Source organism: Spirosoma terrae (genome assembly GCF_010435915.1).
Lineage (GTDB): Bacteria > Bacteroidota > Bacteroidia > Cytophagales > Spirosomataceae > Spirosoma > Spirosoma terrae.
The window spans coordinates 160,333-182,191 of sequence record NZ_JAAFZH010000010.1 but is presented as its reverse complement, the minus strand read 5'-3'; the positions used below and the strand labels follow the sequence as shown (position 1 = coordinate 182,191).

At 51.3% G+C, this 21,859-nt stretch carries 12 protein-coding genes; 9 read left to right on the top strand and 3 right to left on the bottom strand.

Annotation, left to right across the window (positions count from 1 at the left end; genetic code table 11):
• The first annotated feature begins 10 nt into the window (after positions 1 to 10).
• From GK108_RS20565 to GK108_RS20530, 8 genes are all read left to right on the top strand, one after another.
• Positions 11 to 3,205, top strand: a complete 3,195-nt coding sequence (locus GK108_RS20565; RefSeq protein ID WP_163952597.1) for a SusC/RagA family TonB-linked outer membrane protein — start codon at positions 11 to 13, stop codon at positions 3,203 to 3,205.
• Positions 3,206 to 3,231: 26 nt separating this feature from the next.
• The gene (locus GK108_RS20560) at positions 3,232 to 4,671 is read left to right on the top strand and encodes a RagB/SusD family nutrient uptake outer membrane protein (RefSeq protein WP_163952595.1); all 1,440 of its coding nucleotides are present in this window, start codon (positions 3,232 to 3,234) and stop codon (positions 4,669 to 4,671) included.
• Between the two features lie 26 nt (positions 4,672 to 4,697).
• The gene (locus GK108_RS20555; protein ID WP_163952593.1) at positions 4,698 to 5,918 is read left to right on the top strand and encodes a GDSL-type esterase/lipase family protein; all 1,221 of its coding nucleotides are present in this window, start codon (positions 4,698 to 4,700) and stop codon (positions 5,916 to 5,918) included.
• Between the two features lie 9 nt (positions 5,919 to 5,927).
• Positions 5,928 to 9,413 (top strand): PVC-type heme-binding CxxCH protein, encoded by a 3,486-nt coding sequence (locus GK108_RS20550; protein WP_163952591.1) that lies wholly within the window; start codon positions 5,928 to 5,930, stop codon positions 9,411 to 9,413.
• Between the two features lie 100 nt (positions 9,414 to 9,513).
• Positions 9,514 to 12,054 (top strand): hypothetical protein, encoded by a 2,541-nt coding sequence (locus GK108_RS20545; RefSeq protein ID WP_163952588.1) that lies wholly within the window; start codon positions 9,514 to 9,516, stop codon positions 12,052 to 12,054.
• 111 nt (positions 12,055 to 12,165) lie between these two features.
• Positions 12,166 to 14,904, top strand: coding sequence for a glycosyl hydrolase (locus tag GK108_RS20540; protein ID WP_163952586.1), 2,739 nt, complete (start codon positions 12,166 to 12,168; stop codon positions 14,902 to 14,904).
• 9 nt (positions 14,905 to 14,913) lie between these two features.
• Positions 14,914 to 17,727, top strand: coding sequence for a glycosyl hydrolase (locus tag GK108_RS20535; protein WP_163952584.1), 2,814 nt, complete (start codon positions 14,914 to 14,916; stop codon positions 17,725 to 17,727).
• A complete protein-coding gene (locus GK108_RS20530) occupies positions 17,724 to 18,653 on the top strand; it encodes an alpha/beta hydrolase (protein ID WP_163952582.1) in 930 nt (309 codons plus the stop codon). The genes GK108_RS20535 and GK108_RS20530 overlap by 4 nt, the downstream gene beginning before the upstream one ends.
• Before the next feature lie 10 nt (positions 18,654 to 18,663).
• Here GK108_RS20530 and GK108_RS20525 read toward each other — a convergent pair whose 3' ends face one another.
• Both GK108_RS20525 and parS read right to left on the bottom strand, forming a co-directional pair.
• Positions 18,664 to 19,125 (bottom strand): RES family NAD+ phosphorylase, encoded by a 462-nt coding sequence (locus tag GK108_RS20525; protein WP_163952580.1) that lies wholly within the window; start codon positions 19,123 to 19,125, stop codon positions 18,664 to 18,666.
• Between the two features lie 12 nt (positions 19,126 to 19,137).
• Positions 19,138 to 19,602: a type II RES/Xre toxin-antitoxin system antitoxin gene (gene parS, locus GK108_RS20520; protein WP_163952578.1), complete on the bottom strand. Its 465-nt coding sequence runs from the start codon at positions 19,600 to 19,602 to the stop codon at positions 19,138 to 19,140.
• Between the two features lie 78 nt (positions 19,603 to 19,680).
• Between parS and GK108_RS20515 the strand changes: the two genes are divergently transcribed.
• Positions 19,681 to 20,385 (top strand): SGNH/GDSL hydrolase family protein, encoded by a 705-nt coding sequence (locus tag GK108_RS20515; protein ID WP_163952575.1) that lies wholly within the window; start codon positions 19,681 to 19,683, stop codon positions 20,383 to 20,385.
• An 82-nt stretch (positions 20,386 to 20,467) separates the two neighbouring features.
• Here GK108_RS20515 and GK108_RS20510 read toward each other — a convergent pair whose 3' ends face one another.
• Complete coding sequence (locus tag GK108_RS20510) at positions 20,468 to 21,763, bottom strand: esterase-like activity of phytase family protein (RefSeq protein WP_163952573.1); 1,296 nt, start codon at positions 21,761 to 21,763, stop codon at positions 20,468 to 20,470.
• Positions 21,764 to 21,859 lie beyond the last annotated feature (96 nt).

Sequence of the window (21,859 nt, the reverse complement as noted above, 5' to 3'; positions counted from 1 at the left end):
TACTGTATGTATGAACCCTTTTTTAATGCATCGCCTACGACACGGGCTGATTGGCAGCCTGTTTACGCTGCTCATCAGTATTCAGGTTGTACTGGCGCAGTCGGCCCGAGGGCCAGTTGGCGGTAAAATCACTACGGCCGACGATGGAGAAGCACTGGTGGGGGCCACCGTATCGGAAAAAGGAACCACCAACGGAACCACAACCGATGCCGATGGCAACTTCAAGCTAAACGTAGTGGGCAATGCTACGCTGGTTGTCAGTTTTATCGGCTATACTGCCCAGGAAATACCGGTTAACAATCGGAAAACGATTAACGTAGCGCTGAAATCCGACCAGCAGCAACTACAGGACGTAGTGGTTGTCGGTTACGGAACGCAACGTAAAAAAGACCTCACGGGCTCGATTGTCAACCTGACCAGCAAAGATCTGGTGCCGGTTCCGTCGGCAACGAGTGTCGATCAGATGATGCAGGGAAAAGTGGCGGGCGTACAAATCTCCCAAACGTCGGGTGCTCCCGGTGGTAACGTCAACGTCGTGATTCGCGGTATTAGCTCCATTACGGGTGGTAATTCACCGCTTTACGTCGTGGACGGTTACGCCATTGGTACGGGTGGTGGCGGTTCTGATCTGTCGACGTTTGCTTCTAATTCGTATTCGGCTAGCGGCATTGCCAATAGCAGTAGCACGAACCGGATTAATCCGCTGAGTACGATCAATCCGGCTGATATTGAGTCGATTCAGGTTCTGAAAGATGCGTCGGCAACGGCTATTTATGGGTCGCGTGGTGCGAACGGCGTTGTCATTATCACCACCAAGCGCGGTAAGCAGGGCAAGCCAACCATCAGTTTTGAGCATTCGACAGGTATTCAGGAGCTGGCGAAAAAAATCAAACTGCTTTCGCCCCAGCAGTATGCCGAATACGTAGCAGAAGGCCGCGATAACGCCTGGATTTTTGCGGGCGGAAAAGCCACCGATCCCAATAACATACGTAGCACCGCTACGCAGGTGAAACCTGAATTTCGGAATCCAGCCCAGTTTGCCAATCAGGGAACCGACTGGCAGGACGTTATTTTTCGGCAGGGCCTGGTGCAGAATTACCAGTTGTCGGCGGCTGGAACCAGCAAAGACGTGGGGTACTACGTATCGGGCGGTTTCTACGATCAGAAAGGGATCATCATTGGGTCGAACTTTAAAAAATTCACGCTACGTACCAACATCGACGCGCAACTGACCGAGCGGTTGAAACTGGGTGCTTCGTTTTCGGGGGCGCATTCCTACGGCGATTTTGCCCGCGCGGAAGGTCACCTGCAATTCCGGGGACTGATTTCGGCAGCCCTCGCCAGCGACCCAACCATTCCGGTCTACAACCCCGACGGAACGCCTTATTCGGAGTTCTCCAGCCCGACGGGTATTCCGGTAGAAAACCCGGTTGTTATTGCCGCTGAGTTTTCGGATAAACGAAACAACACCAACGTATTTACGAACAATTACCTGCAATACGAATTTGCACCGGGACTGCTCTTCAAATCGTCGATCGGCGTCAATTATTCGAACAACATTACCCGGTTGTGGAAATCCTCGAAAGTGGGGTTAGCCACCAGCCGCACGGGTGCCGCAACGGCGGGTGTTACCGAAATAAAAAGCCTGAACTGGTTGAATGAGAACACGTTAAATTATCGCCACAAATACGGTTCTCTGCACGATCTGGACGCGCTGGTGGGTTACACGATCCAGAAAAATACCGACGAGATTTTACAGGCCGGAGCTACCGATTTCCCTACCGACGACGTACCGTATCTGGCCGCTGGCGCCGTTACGTCGGGAACGAACTACAAGAGTGAATGGTCGATGATGTCGTGGCTGGCGCGGGTCAATTATACGCTGGCTGGTAAATATTTGTTTACCGCTACGGTTCGGTCCGACGGAAGCTCACGGTTTGGCGCGCAGAATCGCTGGGGTACGTTCCCGTCGTTTTCGGTCGCGTATCGGTTGTCGGATGAGTCGTTCATGAAGCCCGCGAGTTTCATCAGCGATATGAAAATCCGGGCCAGCTACGGTATTGCCGGAAACAACCTGATTCCGAACTACGCCAGTCAGGGATTGCTGGGCATTCTGCGTAATGTGCAGGGCGGACAGGTGGTGTCGGGTGTCGTACCAAACAGTCTGGCCAACGACGTACTGACCTGGGAACAATCGGTGCAGACCAACCTCGGCCTCGACTTGTCATTGTTTCAGAATCGGCTGTCGTTAGTGTTCGATGCGTATCGCACCTACAAAAAGAACCTGCTGCTGAATGTCATCTTACCAGCCGCATCGGGTTTTGGTAGCTCCGTTCAGAACATTGGTGAAGTGGAAAACAAAGGACTTGAGCTGACCATCAACTCGCAGAACATCGCCAAAGGACCGTTCCAGTGGAGCACCGACTTCAACATTAGCTGGAACCGGAACAAAGTCCTGGCGCTCAACTCTGAATCGTCGCGGATTCAAACGTCTGATTTTCAGGTAGCCCAGGTGGGTCAGCCTATTTCGAGCTTCCGGTTGCTGAACATTCTGGGCGTATTCCAGACGCAGGAAGAAGTGAACAGCAGCCCCAAACAGCACCCACGCGTTCAACCAGGCGATTTTCGCTATCAGGATGTCAACGGTGATGGCACCATCACGGCTGCCGACCGGACCATTGTTGGCAGCCCCTGGCCTGATTTTACCTGGGGGTTGGGCAACCGTTTCTCCTACAAAAACCTGAGTCTGAACATCAGCCTGAACGGATCGCAGGGGAACGAAATCTATTTCCAGGGTGGCGAGGTATCGTTAAACGGCGCGGGCGTACAAAATCAGCTGGCATCGATGAACGATCGCTGGCGGTCGGTCGAAAATCCCGGAGCGGGTTTGTATTCGCGGGCAATTCGGAACGATTACGCATTCGGCTTTAGCTCCGTAACAACCAAGTATCTGTTCGATGGTTCGTTCGTCCGGATACGTAACGTCAACCTGTCGTACGCATTCCCGCAGCCATTGGCAAGCAAGCTGAAATTACAGGCGCTTTCGGTCTATGCCGACGTAACGAATCTGTATACGTTCACGAAATATCCCGGTTATGATCCAGAAGGAAGCACAACCGGCGATAACGTAGCCCGTAGCGGTATCGATTTCTTCGCTTATCCGAACCCACGAACATTCACGCTTGGCCTGCGCGTAACGCTATAACTGCCCGATAATTATCGACTATTGCCATGAAAAAGAAACTAGTTCTATTCCTGCTACTGGCTACGTCAGCGTTTTCCTGTAAAGATTTTCTGGCATTGACGCCCGACTATCAGATCAGTGACCAAACGTTCTACAAAAGCCAGAATGATTTTGAAACCGCCCTCACCGGGGTGTACGCTACGTTCCGGGGATTGTTCAGTACGAGTCCCGTGCTGTACATGACTGAACTCACGACCGATAATACCGAAATTCAGTGGTCGTCGCCCTCTACCGATGAGATGCAGATGGACCAGAATGCCGTTACGTCGACCAACGGATTCGTACAGAGCGTGTGGAGCAACTGCCTCTATACTATTTCGCGCAGCAACGCCATTCTGAATCGGATCGATGCTATCAATTTCGACCAGACCGCTAAAAATCGGATCAAAGGGGAAGCGAAATTCCTGCGGGCCTACGCTTATTTTTACCTGGTTCGGCTGTACGGCAATGTGCCCATCATTACCCAGACGTTTAGCAGCCCGGCCCAGGTATCGTCGGCCGATTTGGCCTTGAAGCCAGCCGCCGACGTGTATAAAGCTATATTGGCCGATCTGACCGAAGCCGAAACCCTGCTGCCCGCTACGGTAAATACGGACAAAACCCGTGCTTCGGCCGCAACCGTAAAAGCGTTGCTTGGAAAAGTGTATCTGACCCAGAAGAATTACGACCTGGCCGCTACGAAATTGAAAGAAGTGATCGACGCCAAATCGTATTCGCTGGTACCAAACTACCAGACGCTGTTTACGAACGGAAATAATAACCTCGCCGAGTCGATTTTCGAGATTCAGTACGTATCGGGACGTAGCATGGGCAATAACTATTCGGCCATTTTTACGCCCGCTATCACCAGCATGGCCATTTTCACGAACAACCTGCAAGGGTCGGGACGGATTACGCCCACGCTCGATCTGTTCAGGGCCTACGAAACCAGCGATGCCCGCAAGGCGGTTTCGGTCAATGATTCCGTTACGTTGATTGGCGGACGGAAATCCTACAGTCGCTACGGCCTGAAGTTTGTCGATTTCAGAGCTATCGATCTGTCCGACGGTAGCGTTACGTTTATTCCACTACGGTATGCCGATGTGTTGTTAATGTATGCCGAAGTGCTCAACGAACAGGGTAAAACTGCCGATGCTTTGCCTTATATCAATTTGGTAAGAACGCGGGCAAAACTCCCAAATCTGGCCAGTTCCAGTCAGGCCGATGTCCGATTGGCACTCGAAAAAGAACGGCAGGTTGAGTTTCTGTACGAAGGCCATCGCTGGTTCGACCTGGTTCGGACCGGACGGGCACAGGCAGTCATGAATGCGCACTACGCGAACCTGAAGCTCTCGTTCAAACTGGATGATTTTGAACTAATTTTCCCGATTCCGCAAAACGAAGTTGATCTGAACCCAACCGTCGTGAAGCAGAATCCGGGCTACTAAACCAACAGCACACAAGCGAATTACCCATGCGAAAACCGACCACATTAGGCTTACTTTTCTTTTTGCTAACGAGTGTATTAAGCAGAATGGCGCTGGGCCAGAATGCCGAAGCATTTGAGTTGAAATCGGGTGATCGGTTGATTTTCCTGGGTAATTCGCTGATGGAAGATGACGTACAGTTCGGGTATCTGGAACTGGCCTTAACCACCCGTTTCCCGAATCGGAACGTAACATTTCGCAACATTGGCTGGTCGGGCGATAACGTATTTGGCGAAGCGCGTAGCTACGTAACAACGCCACCTTCGCCATATGAGCTGCTCATTCAGCAAATCGCCAACGCCAGGCCAACGGTGGTTTTTCTGGCCTATGGTGGCGTTGAAGCGCAGGATGGCGAAGCCGGATTGGGTCGGTTCAAACAAGGGCTAAACCGGTTGCTGGACAAGATTGATTCGCTGGGCGCTAAAACGGTGCTGGTCTCGCCAATTCCGGTGTTAATGCCCATATCAGACAACGTAAATCAACGGAACGCGGCTTTAGCGACCTACGCATCGGCTATTGCGCAAACGGCGGCTGAACGGAAAAAGCGCTACGTCGATCTGTTTAAGCCGATTCAGGAAGCAGCTAAACTGGCGGTGATTACCGACGATGGTATTCACCTCAACGGAACGGGTTACTATTACCTGGCTACGGCGATGGAGAAAGGGTTAGGATTGTCACCACGTAACGCCGGGATTACCATCGACGTAGCAAAAAAGACGGCTGAATCGGCCACGCCGACGAAGTTGCTGAACGTTGACAAAGCGGTTGACAACGTGAGTTTCGTAGTCGATGAATCGTATCTGCCGCTGACAGCGCCGGAGCAGGATGGAAAAGTCATACCAGTTGATAACGGTCGAAAACTGACGATAACGGGTTTGAAAAAGGGATTTTATACGCTGACCGTCGATAACGACGAAGTAGTGACTGCATCGGCCAAACAATGGGCCTACGGGGTTACGCTCCGGCAGGGGCCTTCGTTTACGCGGTCGGCCGAATTGCAGACACTCATTCAGAAAAAGAACGAACTGCATTTCTTTCAGTATCGCCCGTTGAATCAGACTTATATAATCGGTTTTCGCTCCTACGAACAGGGGCGTCATAAAAAAGGGCTGGAAGAACAGAGCTACATCATTACGTGGCTCGAAGGGCAGATTGCCGCCACCAACCAACCCAAAGCCGCAACGTATCAACTTACCCAGCTAAAGTAACCCACCGTTATGCAACGCATCCGTTTCAAAAAAAGCTTATCCTTTCTTCGCAAAAGTCTGATCGTTCCGGCGCTCGTTCTCACAACGGCACTGGTCAATCAGGACAAAAAGGCCGACGTGCCCGATCCTGACGTGCAGAAAGAACTCGAATCGTTCAAGATTGCCGACGGGTTTGAAGTGACGTTGTTTGCCGCCGAACCGCTGGTGGCTAAACCCATTCAGATGAACTGGGACGCCGAAGGTCGGTTGTGGGTGGTGAGCAGTACGGCCTATCCGCACCTGAAAACGGGCGAGCAGGCGAACGATAAGATTTTTGTACTGGAAGATACCAACGGCGACGGCAAGGCGGATAAGTCGACCATTTTTGCCGAAGGTCTGCTCACGCCAACGGGAATTTTGCCCGGCGATGGGGGTGTATACGTAGCAAACTCGACCGAAATTCTGCATTTCGCGGATACGGACGGCGACGGAAAAGCCGACAAAAAACGCCGGATTCTAAGCGGTTTTGGGACTGCCGATACGCACCACCTGATTCACACATTCCGGTGGGGGCCAGAAGGTAGTCTGTATTTCAACCAGTCGATTTACATCTACAGCCACGTCGAAACACCGTCGGGTATCAAACGGCTGGAGGGCGGTGGTGTCTGGCAGTTACGGCCTAAAGAACTTGAACTCGATGTCTACGCCAAAGGGCTGATTAATCCGTGGGGTTTGCAGTTTTCGCGCTGGGGCAGTTCGTTCCTGACCGATGGTGCTGGTGGCGAGGGAATTAACTACGCGTTTCCCGGTGCTACGTTCGTAACCGCACCCAATGCTGAGCGCATTCTTCGTGGTCTGAATCCCGGCCAGCCCAAGCACAGCGGACTAGACATTATCACCGGAAAACACATGCCGGATGCGTGGCAGGAACGCTTGATCACTAACGATTTCCGGGCCAACCGCATCAATAGTTTCAAGCTCGAAGAACAGGGGAGTGGCTTTGTCTCGAAACAGCAGGACGATCTGCTGTGGACCAACCACGTAGCGTTTCGCCCGGTCGATATTTCGATGGGACCCGATGGCGCTATCTACGTAGCAGACTGGTACAACCCAATCATTCAGCACGGCGAAGTCGATTTCCACGATCCACGTCGCGACCAGCAGCACGGTCGTATCTGGCGGATTGTGGCGAAAAACCGCCCACTGGTGAAAAAGCCAGATCTGGCAAAAGCATCCGTTACTGAACTGCTCGACGCACTACGTCAGCCCGAAGACTGGACGCGTTTGCAGGCCAAACAAACGCTGAAACGTCGGCCCTGGCAGGAGGTTATTCCGGCGCTGGATAAATGGGTGAGTGATCTGGACAAAAACGCGGCTGATTACGAACACTTATTGCTTGAAGGGCTTTGGACGTATCAAACGCTCGACGCCGTCAATGAATCGGTATTACGTTCGCTGCTCAATGCCAAAGACCATAATGCGCGGGCCGCTGCGTTACGTGCCTTCCAGTTGTGGCACGGAAAAATCAAGGACGAAGCTGCGTTGATTTCGAAAGCGGTTCAGGACCCGCACCCACGCGTTCGTCTGGAAGCAGTGGTGGCTCTGCGGAAAGTTAATTCGGCGGAAGCGGCTAAGTCTGCACTAACAGCCCTCGATCAGCCGATGGATGAATTTCTGGACTTTGCGCTCTGGGAAACCGTTCGCGAACTGGAGCCGAAATGGGCCAGCAAGCTAAAAAGCGAACCGAACTTTTTGGGCGACGGCAAAAAGACCGTTTTTGCGCTGAAATCGGTGAGCAGTGCCGACGCCATTGCTCAGTTGACGCAACTTTATCAGAAAGGGCAGGTGCCCGAAGAATATCAGAAAGATGTGCTGGCGTCGATTGCGAAATGGGGCAAGGTCGCTGAACTGAATACGGTATTCGATATGACCGTTCAAAACGCGCAGGATAAGCAAACGGCTGCTCGGTTGAGTGCGCTGGCCGATGCCGCTCGTCAACGGAAACTGAAACCATCGAACGACCTGAACCGTATTGATAATTTTTTGAGTAGCAGCGATCAGGAAGTGGCTACCAACGCGATTCGACTGGTGGGTTTGTGGAAGATGGAAGAGTTGAACGACCGACTTGTTACGTTGGTTCGGCAAGGCGAAAAGCCCGTCAAAAAAGCGGCCTTGAGCGCGCTGGCATCTATCGGTACCGACAAAACGCGCAAGCTGCTGGTCGACATGAGCGGTCCGAAAAACCCAGCCGATTTGCGGATGCTGGCAACGGCCCAACTGGTGTCGGCAGATGCAACGGAAGCGGCCCGTATCGGCTCGGATTTGCTACGTACGGTGCCCGCTGAAACCGACGCTACTGAGCTATTTCAGGCGTTTTTTGCGTCGAAAAATGGTACGCAGGCGTTGGCCGATGCCATAGCAGCCAAAAAGATTTCGGAGTCATTTGCTAAAACCGGCCGACAACTGATGGTGCGGGGAATGCCCTGGAATCGGCAGAAAACCGACGAAACATTAGCGCTGCAAAAAGCACTCGAAAACTCCGGTGGTACGTTGCCAATGGAGCGAATGCCGCAGCAACTGAACGATAACGAAATTACGTCGCTAGCTACGCAGGTTCGGCAATCGGCCGATCCGATGCTGGGCGAAAAAGTATTTCGGAAGCAGGAATTGATTTGTCAAACTTGCCACGCCATTGGCGGAGCGGGCGGACGTATCGGGCCGGATTTAAGCAGTTTGGGTACTAGTTCGCCCATCGAAACCATCATTCGGTCGGTGCTGTACCCCACGGTGTCGATCAAAGAAGGCTACGAGTTGCAACGTATCGTGAAAAAAGATGGCACCGAAATGATGGCGTATCTGGTTAGCAACGGTACGTCGGAATTGGTGGTACGTGACGTATCGGGTACGGAAATCGCTATCCCGAAAAATCAGATTACGACCGTTGAAAAAACGCCTGGTTCGCTGATGCCTCCCGGCTTAACGGCTGGTTTGGATAAGCAGGAGTTTGTCAATCTGATTGGTTTCCTGTCGAAAATCGGCGAATCGGGGCAATTTCGTGTACCAACCACCCGGTTTGTCCGGCGCTGGAACACGATTTCGGATAGTAAGGAACTGGCTAAAAAAGTGGCGCAGGACGCGGGCTACGTAGCGAAAGACAACGGCAAACTACCCGCCATGCCGATCTACAGCAACGTGTCGGGTGGATTGCCCGTCGATGAGCTTCCGATTGTGGAGGTAAGTCCGGGAAAACGCTACAGCTTTGTTCGGTTCGACATGGAAGTGGTCAGCAAAGGAAACGTCGATCTGGATTTCAATTCAACCGCTGGCGTAACAGCCTGGGCTGGGCAGAAACCATTGAAAATGAATGCGAAAGGTATTTTGGCCGACCTGCCGCAGGGTATGCAGACCATTACGCTGGCCATCGACAGATCGCAGTTTAAAGACGGACAACTGGCTATTCAGCTTCAGGATGCACAGCAGTCGCCCGCTCAAATTCGACTCACTATGGGACGATAGAAATCACTAATCAATAACTCATTTTTTGCTATACAATTTACCTGCCGAAAGCTCCGGTTTTCGGCAGGCCAGAAAGCTTTTTGTCTAAACTTTTCAACGTATGCGTACGCAACTCATCGGTTTTGTCAGTGCTCTAAGTATCGCCATCTTCGGCTTTACAACCAGTATTGATACGCCTAACCTCGACAACTCGACGTTACGTGGTAAAAACTTCAACAACGTAACGCTCGAACTTTCGCTCAAGCCATTTAAGAAGAACGACAAAGCCTATATTCAGCAGGTAGCCACAGAATTATTCACCCAATGGGCATCGCTGCTACGTCATACCGATACGGTGTCTGTCATGATGTGGACGTCCGACGGTTCGGAGATTCTGGATTATACCGGCAAGATGAACCAGCCGCTCGAATGGGCCAAGTATATGGGCAACCCGAACACCGACCACGAAGTTGGTTCCGGCCCGGCCGATTTGTCGCTGCACCAACGCGCACTGGTGTACATGGACAATCCGCCAGCGTACAACTATGGCGATCTGAAATTCATTGTGCAGGCATTGAAAGAAGCCGGGCAACGCATAACCGGAAAGCCTGTCCGCGTCGGCGCTACGTTCGATCCGGGGCCGGAGTTTGCCAAGTCGGACTTTAAATACAAGAAGCACACCGAAATTTTGGGCGGTAACGCGATGGGGCACAAAACGATGGTGAGCTGCTACGCTACGTTGAATGCCGACAGTCAGCCGTATGCGGGCTTCCCGAAAGGTATTCCGGCCAATACGCCATTTGGTACGTTTCTGGGTCGCCAGAGTCAGCATTTCCTGACCGACATAGGCTACGATTTCATCTGGCTCAGCAATGGATTTGGCTTTGGCGTAGAAGGCTGGTCATCGACCGGCGCGATTTTCAACGGGAAAGAGTTTGCGGCCGAAAAACTGGCGAATACGCGGGAGTTGATCGCTGATTTCTGGAATCGTTTTCGCAAAGAATGCCCTGATTTTCAGATTCAGACACGCGGTACGAACCTCTCGGCAGGGGCTGACTTGGCCCGCGATGGTGTTGATCTGAAGCAGATTTACGGCGGTAAATACAACATGCTGCCCCCGCCCAACTCGCCCTGGGCCGCCCTCGATGGTGATTTTGGATTGGAAATGGTCGGTTATATGTCGCGGATGGCCGAGCTGCCCGACGAGCGGTATCTGTTCCGGTATTACACGCACGATCCCTGGTGGGTAAACAGCCCCTGGCTTGATCGGTACGGGCAGGAGCCGCACGATATTTATCTGCCAATGGCGGTGTCGCGGATCAATGCCAAAGGCGAAATCAAACTGCCGACGCACCTAAATTTCCTGACCGCCGACAATACGTATGGCGAAATGCCCGCTCAGGTGCCCGACGAGGTGACGCCCCACATCCTGAAAGCGCGCTACGATTCACCGACGGCTCCGGGTCCGCTGGTTTGGGTATATCCGTTTGAGGAATACCACACCTGGGCTTATAAAGATGGAAAGCGATTGCCCGAAATCTACTACGGCGACTGGCTCATTCGGCAGGCTATCAACAACGGTTTCCCGCTGAACACGATTATTTCGACCAACTCGTTCCAGAAAGTCGTTACGTCTAAACCAACGTTTTTCAATGAATCGACTCTCGTAAGCATTGTACCGGATGCCGGGTCGTCGCTCGAAAAATCACTGATTGATTTCGTACAGAACGGTGGTAAACTGCTCGTCTACGGTCCTGCCGATCATGCCGGACAAGCGTTTCTGAACCTGCTCAATTTGCAGAATGGGTCGGCGTTGGAAGGTGATTTTCAGGTTAATTCGCGTATTACGTTCGACAGGCTGACGAAAGCGTATCCCACTAAAATCACGCACCAGGCCTTGTTTTCGGGTGGGGGCGTTGCTACGTCGGTGAAAGACAAAGCCGACAAATCGACCAACGTACTGGCGACTATGAAGCAGGGCAGCAACAGCCGCGACGTCGTCTGGACACGTAGCAAACCCGAGTGGAAAGGCGGAAAAGTAGCGTATGTACGCGGCACCAATTCCAGCAAATTTACGGGCGGCAAACTCCTTACGCCCGACAATCCCGACGAACTGTTTACCGGCCCGCTGCTGATGCGTTACGTATTGAACGAGTTTGGGCTGGATTATCGAATAGACAAGCGGAATCCGTCGGTCAAGAATCCGGTACTGACTATTTCGCGGGGTAGCAACGGCTTTTTCTTCTCCGGCTATTGCCCCAACACCACCATTACGCATCGGTTCAAAATGCCGCAGGGTGCACCCATCCTGACGGGTTACGAAACCGAACTGGCCGATGGTTACTCGGTCTACAACCTGCCCAAAGCCTGGCATCGGGAGAGCCGTTTCTTCGTCGATCAGAAGGAGGGAATGATCTCGTGTCAGGAAATGACGTCGGGTGTTCAGCACATAAACCGATGTGTGAAATTGACGGGCCTGAAAAACGCTACGGTACGTATCTATCCTGACGAGGGCATTACCGAAAAGGGGCTAAACGTGTACGCGAACACGGGCTATCCGTGGGGGAAAAAGCCGCAGGCTGTGTTTAAAGCTGGCGATAAAAAGTTCGGCAATCACTACGTTGTCGAAAATGCAACGGGCGATCTGGTGGTGTTCTGGTAACTCATTTCTAAGCTGATGGAACGCGGATTTTTATGATACATATGATTTAATCAGTGCCAATCATATGTATCATAAAAATCTGCGTTCCATCAGGAATAGCCTTTCTCTATTATGAAACTCATTTCCTTGCTATCAGGGCTGGGTCTGGTGATTGCTATGGCGTCTTCAGTTCCGCAGGTTGAGCCAATCAACTACGCTACGTTAAAACAAGGCTTCAAAAATCCGCCAACGCACGCCCGACCGAAAGTGTATTGGTGGTGGCTCAACGGCTACGTCGACACGCTTCGGCTGAAAGAAGAATTGCAGGCCATCAAGAACGTGGGTTTGGGTGGTGTCGATATTTTTGAGATTGGATTACCGCCTGCCAGCGATTTGAATCAGGTGATTCCGGCGGGTCCGGCGTTCATGGGCGATGAGTCCGTTAAAACGATCCACATGGCCATCAAAGAGGCCGGTAAACTGGGGCTGGAAGTGGGTCTGAATCTGGCCAGTAGCTGGAATGCGGGCGGTACGTGGGTGACGCCCAAACATGCCGCCAAAACCATTTATTTCTCGAAAACAACGGTACGTGGCGATGCTTCACAAGCCACCAAACTGCCTTTCCCGACCATCACACCTGATAAACAGGGTAACAAACGTCCGATTGCTTACGGCCCGGATGGAAAACCAGCCTATCACGAAGAAATTGCCGTGATCGCGCTTCCGGCGGGGCAGCAAACGCAGTTGGATACCGCGAAAATTATTAACGTATCAGCCTTTTTCGATCCGAAAACCGAGCAACTAAATTGGAAAGCTCCGGCGGGTGAATGGGATGTGTACCGCTACATCTGCTCCAATTCAGGCGAGCAGTTGATACGGCCAACGCCCCATTCCGTCGGCCCAATTATCGACCATTTTGACTCGACGGCCACGCGGATGCACGTCATGTATTTCATCGACAAGCTGAAACCGCTCCTCGGCGATTTCAAAAAAAGTCCGTTAAAAAACCTCTATCTGGCCAGCTACGAAGCCAAGGAGTTTACGTGGACGCCAACGCTACCCGCTACGTTCAGAAAACTGCACGGTTACGATCTGTATAAGTTTCTGCCCGCCGTTTTCAATAAAAACTGGTATAAACCAGAGCTTGCGCAGGCGTTTCAGTTCGACTTCAACAAGACGTTTTCCGAGCTGATGATCAACAACCACTACCGCAAGTCGAAGGAGATCTGTAATCAGCACGGGCTGCAAATTATTTCGGAATCGGGTGGGCCGGGACATTTGCATCATATTCCGGTCGAGAGTCTGAAAGCGCTGGGTGCTATCGACGTACCGCGTGGCGAGTTCTGGTATAACCGGACATTCTTCATGGAGAATGATAAAGACAGTCTGGTCGATATGATTTATCTGGTGAAGGAGATTGCCGCTGCCTCGCACATTTACAAACGCGGCATCGTTGAAGAAGAATCGTTTACCAGTTACTGGGACTGGCAGGAAGGTCCGGGCGATCTGAAATCGCTGGCCGACCGGTCGTTTTGCGAAGGGATGAACCGGCTGGTGATCCACGGATTTACGCATAATCCGTCTCAGATGGGCTATCCCGGTCTGGCGTATTTCGCGGGTACCCATTACAACGATCGCAACGGCTGGTGGACCAAAAGTAAACCCTTCAACGATTACCTGGGACGCATCTCCTACATTCTGCAAAAGACTCAGTTCGTGGCCGATGTGCTGCACTACTACGGCGACAACGTGCCGAATCTGGTTCCCCCAAAAAATACGCGCTTCGCTGTGGGACCGGGCTATGATTATGAGATTGTTAATACGGAGGTCTTGCTACGTGATTTGATGGTCGAGAATGGTAAATGGGTATTGCCGGGCGTTGGAACGTACAGCGTACTGAACATCGGTACCGAAGGACGAATTCCGGCCGAGGTACGTAGTAAGCTAAACCAACTGGCGAAGAAAGGAGCCCGTCTGGTGGAGCCATCGGCTAAACCTATTGATGCCTTGAAAGCGATGAACGTAGCGCCGGACTTTAGCTATGCCGATCAGAAAGCTGACCAGCGTCATACGCCCATCGATTACATTCATTATCAACGAAATGGGCTGGATTTCTATCTGGTACGTAACACGACGAATCAGTGGATTACGAAAACCTGCACCTTCCGGCAGTTGGGCAAGAAGCCAGAAATCTGGAATCCGGTGACGGGTAACGTCGTGCCCATTGCTACGTCATCCTCTAACAGCGGACGTACCAGCCTGACGGTTACGCTGCCGCCCAACGGCGCCTATTTTGTGGTGTTTGGTAAAGAGACCGGAGCGATTTCTGGTAACATTGGTAGTGATGGTTTGGCGAGTGCGGAACAGAGTAAAACGGTACAGACGCTGGATGGCTCGTGGCAACTCAATTTCCCCAAAGGCTGGGGGGCTCCTGAATCCGCTACGTTCCCCAAACTGATGTCGTGGACGCAGTCAGAACAGGTGGGGATCAAGTATTTCTCGGGCATTGCTACGTATCAGAAGACGTTTGATTACAAGCCTACAGCGGCCAAAAGCGGTCGTCTATATCTGGATTTGGGGCAGGTGTCGAAACTGGGCGAGGTGTGGCTGAACGGTAAATCGCTGGGCGTTGTGTGGACGCCCCCGTATCGGGTGGACATTACGGACGTAGTGAAATCGGGGAGCAACGTAGTAAAAGTAGAGGTGGCCAATACGTGGTCGAATCGGTTGACGGGCGATGCCATTACGGGCGAGAAATTTACCAAAACCAACATCACCAAAGCCAATAAAAATCTGGTTCCGTGGGGGCAGTTGCCGCTGATTGAATCAGGATTGTTAGGGCCGGTGACCATCCAAACCGTAACCCGTTAATCCAGGCCGATGAAGACTATACTCGCTTTTGTTTTCCTGTCGACCGTACTGGCTTTGTCGGGAATGGCGCAGAACGTTACGTATCAGCAAATCCAGCAGGGATTCAAAAATCCTCCGCAACAGGCGCGGCCCAAAACGTACTGGTGGTGGCTCAATGGCAATGTCGACACGGTTCGGCTCAAGCAGGAACTGAACGCCATGAAAGCGGCCGGAATTGGTGGCGTCGATATTTTTGAAATTGGCGTATCAGCAGGTAATAATCCGAAGGGAATGGTGAAAGCCGGTCCGCCGTTTATGAGCGATGAGTCACTGAAAGCCATTGAAGTTGCCATCCGCGAAGCAACACGGCTGAAGCTGGAAGTGGGCTTGAATCTGGCGAGTAGCTGGAATGCGGGCGGTAGCTGGATTAGGCCACAACATGCGGCCAAGTCGATTTATTTCTCCAAAACAGTGGTCGATGGAGGAAGCCAACAAGCTATTAAATTGGCCTTCCCGGACATTTCGAAACTGGACGAGCGTGGAAAGCCCCGCGTCATTGAATTCGGTGCCGACGGTCGCCCCGTTTATCATCAGGAAATCGCCGTTGTCGCCTTACCCGTTCACGACAAGACAACAACGCTCGATACAAATCAGATCGTTTCGCTGTCGCGGCAGTTCGATACGACCAAAGAAATTCTGAATTGGAACGTACCGGCGGGTAAATGGGAGGTCTACCGCTACGTCTGCTCCAACTCGGGCGAGCAGCTAAAGTTACCCAGCGAAAACTCGAAAGGGCCCATCATCGATCACTTCGATTCGTCGGCTACGCGGGCACATTTTCAATATTTTATTGGTAAGCTGAAACCGCGCTTGGGCGATTTTTCGAAGACGACCCTAAAGACGTTGTATCTGGCGAGTTATGAAGCAACCGGGTTTGTCTGGACGCCGACCTTGCCCGCCATGTTCAGGAAAATTCACGGCTATTCTATCGATAAATTTCTTCCGGCGCTTTTCGATAAAACGCTGCTAAACCCAGCTCTGGCGGCTGATTTTCAGCAGGATTTTAACCGGACGTTGTCGGATTTGATGATTCAGAACCACTACCGGAAAGCGGGTGAAATCTGTCACGAGAATGGCTTACAGATTGCGTCGGAAGCGGGTGGGCCGGGACCTCCGCTTCACAACGTACCGGTCGAAACCCTGAAAGCGTTGGGCGCACTCGACGTACCGCGTGGCGAGTTCTGGAGTCGGTATCAATACATGGCTCCCGACAGCGTGGACATTATGTGGCTCGTGAAGGAAATTGCGGCTGCGGCTCATATTTACAAACGCCGGATGGTTGAGGAGGAGTCGTTTACGAGTTTTCATCACTGGCAGGAAGGCCCGTTCGATCTGAAACCCATTGCCGACCGGGCCTTTTGCGAAGGCATGAATCGGGTCGTGATTCACGGATTTAGCCACAACCCAACGGGTACGGGTTTTCCGGGCATTGTGTACAGCGCCGGTACGCATTTCAACGACAAACAGACGTGGTGGCCGAAGGTGAAACCGTTTACGGATTACCTGGGTCGCGTATCGCACGTACTGCAAAACACGGATTTTGTGGCCGAGGTGGTGTATTACTATGGCGACCAAGTCCCGAATTTCGTAGCGCCCAAGAACACGCGCTTCACGGTGGGGCCGGGCTATGATTACGAGATCATTAATACCGATATTCTGCTGAATGACCTAACGGTAAAAGACGGTCAATGGGCGTTGTCGAACGGGGCTCGCTTTAAGGTGTTGGCGCTGAGCAAAACGGATAAAATACCGGACGTAGTACTGGCAAAACTTCGTCAGTTGGCCAAGCAAGGTGGTGTCATTAGCGGTGCTACGTTCTCAGAATCGTCTCCGCTGGCCCTTCTTCAACAACAATCAGTAGGGCCGGATTTTAGCTTTTCGGGCGCTTTGCCATCGACGCTGGATTACGTGCATTATCGCCAGCAGGATACCGATTTTTATCTGATTCGTAACACCACCAACGAGTGGATTTCGGCCCAAAGTTCGTTTCGGCAAACAGGTAAACTACCGGAATTGTGGAATCCGATAACGGGAGAGATTATACCCGTTTCGATTTATGAGCAGAAAGGCCAGCAACTGCGATTGCCACTCACGTTGCCGCCCTACGGTTCGTATTTTGTCGTTTTTCGAAAAGCCGCTGCCAAACCTCATTTTACAGCAATACAATCCGAAAAACTGCCTTTGTTCGAGTATACGGCCGATGGTGTACGGCTTCTTAAAGGAGGCACCGTTACGTTGATTGGCAAAACCAAAGTGCCGGAACGCATAAAAACCGACATGGTGGAGCAACTTATAACTGGTTCGTGGCAACTGAATTTTCCTGCGAATTGGGGAGCACCAGAATCTGTTACGTTGCCTGAGCTAATCTCGTGGACAGCGTCAGAACAGTCGGGAGTCAAGTATTTTTCGGGGACTGGTACGTATCAGAAAATGTTCTCATTCACTACGTCTTTCGACTCCCGAAGCGACCGGGTTTATCTGGATCTCGGAAACCTATCGGAAATCGCCGATGTGTGGCTGAATGGAAAGCAGCTGGGCATTACGTGGGCTGAACCGTATCGGTTTGATATTACGGACGTAGTGCGGAAGGGGGAAAATCAACTGAAAGTAGAGGTTTCCAATACGTGGTCGAACCGACTCACGGGCGATGCCATTACGGGCGAAAAATTCACGAACAGCAATATTGCTATTGGATATAAAGGTGTGCCCTGGAAGCAAGTCCCGCTCATTGAATCGGGATTGTTGGGGCCGGTGACTATCCAAACTGTAAAAACAAAGCCATGAAACGCTACGTCTGGTTTATATTCTATCTCTTTCTAACGGGAGCCTGTTCGCGAACGAGTCAGCTTCCAGCAACGAATCAGGTTGTTCAGCAGGTAACCAACAACGGCGTTACGCGGATTCAGGACGTAGTGTATGGTCGAAAATTCGGTATGGCTCTGACGATGGAGGTGCTGAAACCGGCCAAACCCAACGGCATTGGCGTGGTGTATGCCATGAGTGGTGGCTGGTATTCTGACTACGGCACGATCAAACAGAGACTGAAGCATTTTCATTATTTCACGGATCGGGGGCAAACCGTTTTTCTGGTTCTACACGGGTCGGCTCCGCGTTATCAGGTGGGCGAAGTAGTGCAGGACATGCATCGGGCGGTGCGGTTCATTCGCTATCACGCGGCTGAGTACGGTGTCGATCCCAACCGATTAGGCATATCGGGGATGAGTTCGGGCGGGCATTTGTCGGTTTCCATCGGTACGGGTGCTGGTCGGCCTGATTCACTGAAAACATCGGACCCCGTCGATAACGTGTCGAGTCGAGTTCAGGCTGTTGCCTGCTTTTTTCCGCCCGCCGATTTGGTCAATTATGGCCATACGAACCGGTTATTTGTCGAATGCGATACGGTACGTCGGTTCTGGCTGCAGTTTGGCGTTGACGGTAAGTCGCGAGAGGAAAAACAGGTAGTGATGCAAAAACTGTCGCCGATCCATTTTATCTCCAAAGAAACGCCACCGACGTTGCTTTTACACGGTACCGTCGATCCGTTGGTGCCGCTCGAACAGTCGGAACGGTTTATTGCCAAACTGAAGGAAACCGGTATACCGGCGCAGCTAATCATTCATCAGGGCGGTGCGCACGGCTGGGCTGAAATGTGGGAGTCGGACCTGGGTGTTGTAGCCGACTGGTTTGATACGTATCTGAAGAAGAACTGATACGTCCCGCTTATTGGCCTTTTACAACTCGAAAATCAATCCGGAATGGCTCGTTCTCAATGATTTTTGCTGATTTCTGAAAATCAGGGTGTAAGGTATGAAGCAGGTAGTTGCGCGACCGGCTGACAATGGCCGATGGCACCGATACCGTTACAAAGTCTGGGTGCTCTAGCCAATCGTTTAGGTAGGTTTGCAGTGATCCTCCGGGGGACTCGTCCTGCCAGTTTTCAGGTAGTTCATCTAACGAAACAAGTTTATGCACATCCGGAATTTCCAGAACCAGTAAATTAAAATCAGGAATAAAGGTAGGATTCAGATGAGCAATAACTTCCAGCAGGGCCAGTTCAGGTGTGGCAGATGTATAGAGAATTGGAAATCCTTTTGGGTTCCAGCGGCCACCCGCACGGCGGGCACCTTCGGCCGACAATGGCTCATGGATATAGCTGCTTTTGTATAATCGATAAACCAGCATTAAATAAAATACTTATGAATAAACACCATATTCAATGCGCGTCAATACATCATCGACCAGTGCAAAGCCAGAAATAGTGGTTAATAGCTGAAGAGGAGTTTGATTCTTTAATTCCCGTAACGGGTAACGTAACCAGTTAGCCAGTGCATCAGCACGATCGTCAAACACGAGCAGGCCGTGAGCCGCCAGGTTTTCCAGTAGGAGCAGTCTTTCGGAAGCCTGTGCGTCCAGATGCCCTTCGCTACGAAACCGGTGCAGCGTACGTTCGGCAATCTGAAGCAGCGTTGCCATTTCTTTGAGAGAAACTGCCAGGAGCTGCGCTACCTGATCGACTTGTAGGGTCGAAACACCCTGACGAGCCTTTTCAATGATGCTCAAACCTGATGCCCTATTTGGCCGATATGCAGCCGAGTCCGGTGCACTTAGAGGACGACGAGACTTGTTGGCCGACGTATTTCGGGTGCTTACTGTAGTCATAGTCAGAAACGATTAAAACAAATATAACTGCAAAATAACAGTTAGTCAACTGTTATTTTGCAAACATGCTTTATACACATGAAGAGTTATTTTATTACTGTTATCGGTGTGCTTGGCCTTTCCATTGCCAGTATGGCACAAATCGCCGATTCTGCTACGTATCTGGCTGATGTTAAGAAAGAGTTGAACGTAGTATGGCCTAAAAACCGGACGATCAATCTGGTTTTTCATGGGCATTCCGTTCCGGCTGGTTACTGGCACGACCACGAAGTGCACACGATGGAATCGTACCCGATTCTGACGCTGGACAAGGTGAAAACACACTATCCATATGCGGTTGTCAACGCCATCGTTACGGCCATCGGTGGCGAAAATTCGATAAAAGGACAAACGCGTTTTGAGTCGGACGTACTGGTTCATAAACCCGACGTATTGTTTATCGACTACGCCCTGAATGACCGTTTCTCGGACATTAACAAAGTACGCGAAGCCTGGGAGAAAATGATTCAATCGGCGCAGGCCAAAGGAATTAAAACGATTCTGGTAACACCTTCGCCTGATCAGCGACTGGACATTCTGGATGCGAAAAATCCGCTCGAACCGTACGTACAGATGATTCACCAACTGGCCGAAAAATACCATACAGGACTGGCTGATCCCTATGTACAGTTTAAGGCTATTGCCAAACGGGGTGAGCTGAAAAACTACATGTCGCACGTGAACCATCCCAATAAAATCGGGCATGAGGTTATCGTCAATGAGCTAGTTAAATGGCTGAAGTGATCGGTAAAATACAACAGCCCTGATAAGCTTATCAGGGCTGTTGTGTGTATGATATGGTAGACGTATTGCTGGTCAGACGATCTTACCAGAGAGGCTGCTTGAGCTTCACGAAGTAAATCCGATTCTTGTCAATCGTGTTGCTCGAAGGAAGAATTTTAGCAATGTATTTTCCATTATCGCCGTTTACGCCGAAATCATCGTCATTCGAAACCGCGATGAGTGTTGAGTTAATGATCGACAACCCTTCGGCTTTGTCGTGTGGGTAGAGCGACGTAACGTCCGTCATCAGATCAGCCACCAGCGTTTTAGTTACCGGCGTAATGCCGTTGGCGCTCAGGTTGGCTGCGGTTTTAAGTTCTTCCACCGTTTTGCCGCCAAACAGTTTTCCGTTAGCTCCATTGGCCGGATCGGAAATGTCGGTAGCTGCCGAGATGTCAATTTTGTAGATTTTCTTGAAAACCACCGATTTCGTGGCGTTGGTTGCATAGTCGCCGTCGCGTTCGAGAACGAGGAACCTGGTGTTATCAATAGCCACGATCTCGCTGATTGCCTGCAAATTTGCCCGTTCTATCAGGTAAACGTATTCTTTACTTGCTCCACTGGCAATGTTGTAGGTCAGGATACGTGTGACCAGTGAACCCGATATAGCAGTCGAGGATGGATTATAGAGAGGAAACTGCATGATTCCGACCAACGTTTTGCCGTCGGGCGTAATCGTTAATCCTTCCATACCCCGGTTCGCGCGTCGTTTGGCGAAAACAGCCGGTATTGTCCGGCCACCTTTACCGCTGCCAAACGGATTGATCCGTTCTAATGTATTGCCGTTGGCATCAAAATGAACCAAATGCGGGCCGTATTCATCGCTAACCCAGAACGTACCGTCGGGAGCAATGGCCATTCCTTCCGAATCAAGCCCGTCAACGCTGGTCGGTAACGTATTCCCTTGAACGTCATATGCTGTTTCGCCGGTAGAACCAACGCCAACCGGGTTAGGTAGCCCCGTTAGCTTAACGCCATTTTCGTTTTTTAAGAAAATCGTTTTTTCGAGCACCAACTGATTGTTCACTAGTCGGAACTTACCAACCTGAGGGGTGAAATCGGGATTTGAAAAAACTTTCGAGTTCGACGTAGTACCGTCGATATTGGGCCCCCGATCGGTTAGCAAATAGAATACCTTGGGGTCGGTTGGGTCATTCACCATCGCCGATCCAAACCCACCATTGTAGACCTTTACACCGTTGACATCACTCAGGATAGCGGGATTGCTGGCTTCCGCAAATTCAGGATAATCGAAAGCCGGAAGCAGGTGGTCGCTACAGCTAAAAAGGCTTGTGAATAAGCCAATTGATGCGCCTAAGACGTATAGATTTATTCGCATGAATACCGTGTTGGGTTTTTTCACGCAAAACTATATCGCCCATTATTGTCAAACTGTTAAATCAATAGCTGGAAAATAAAGCATTTATGAACAAAG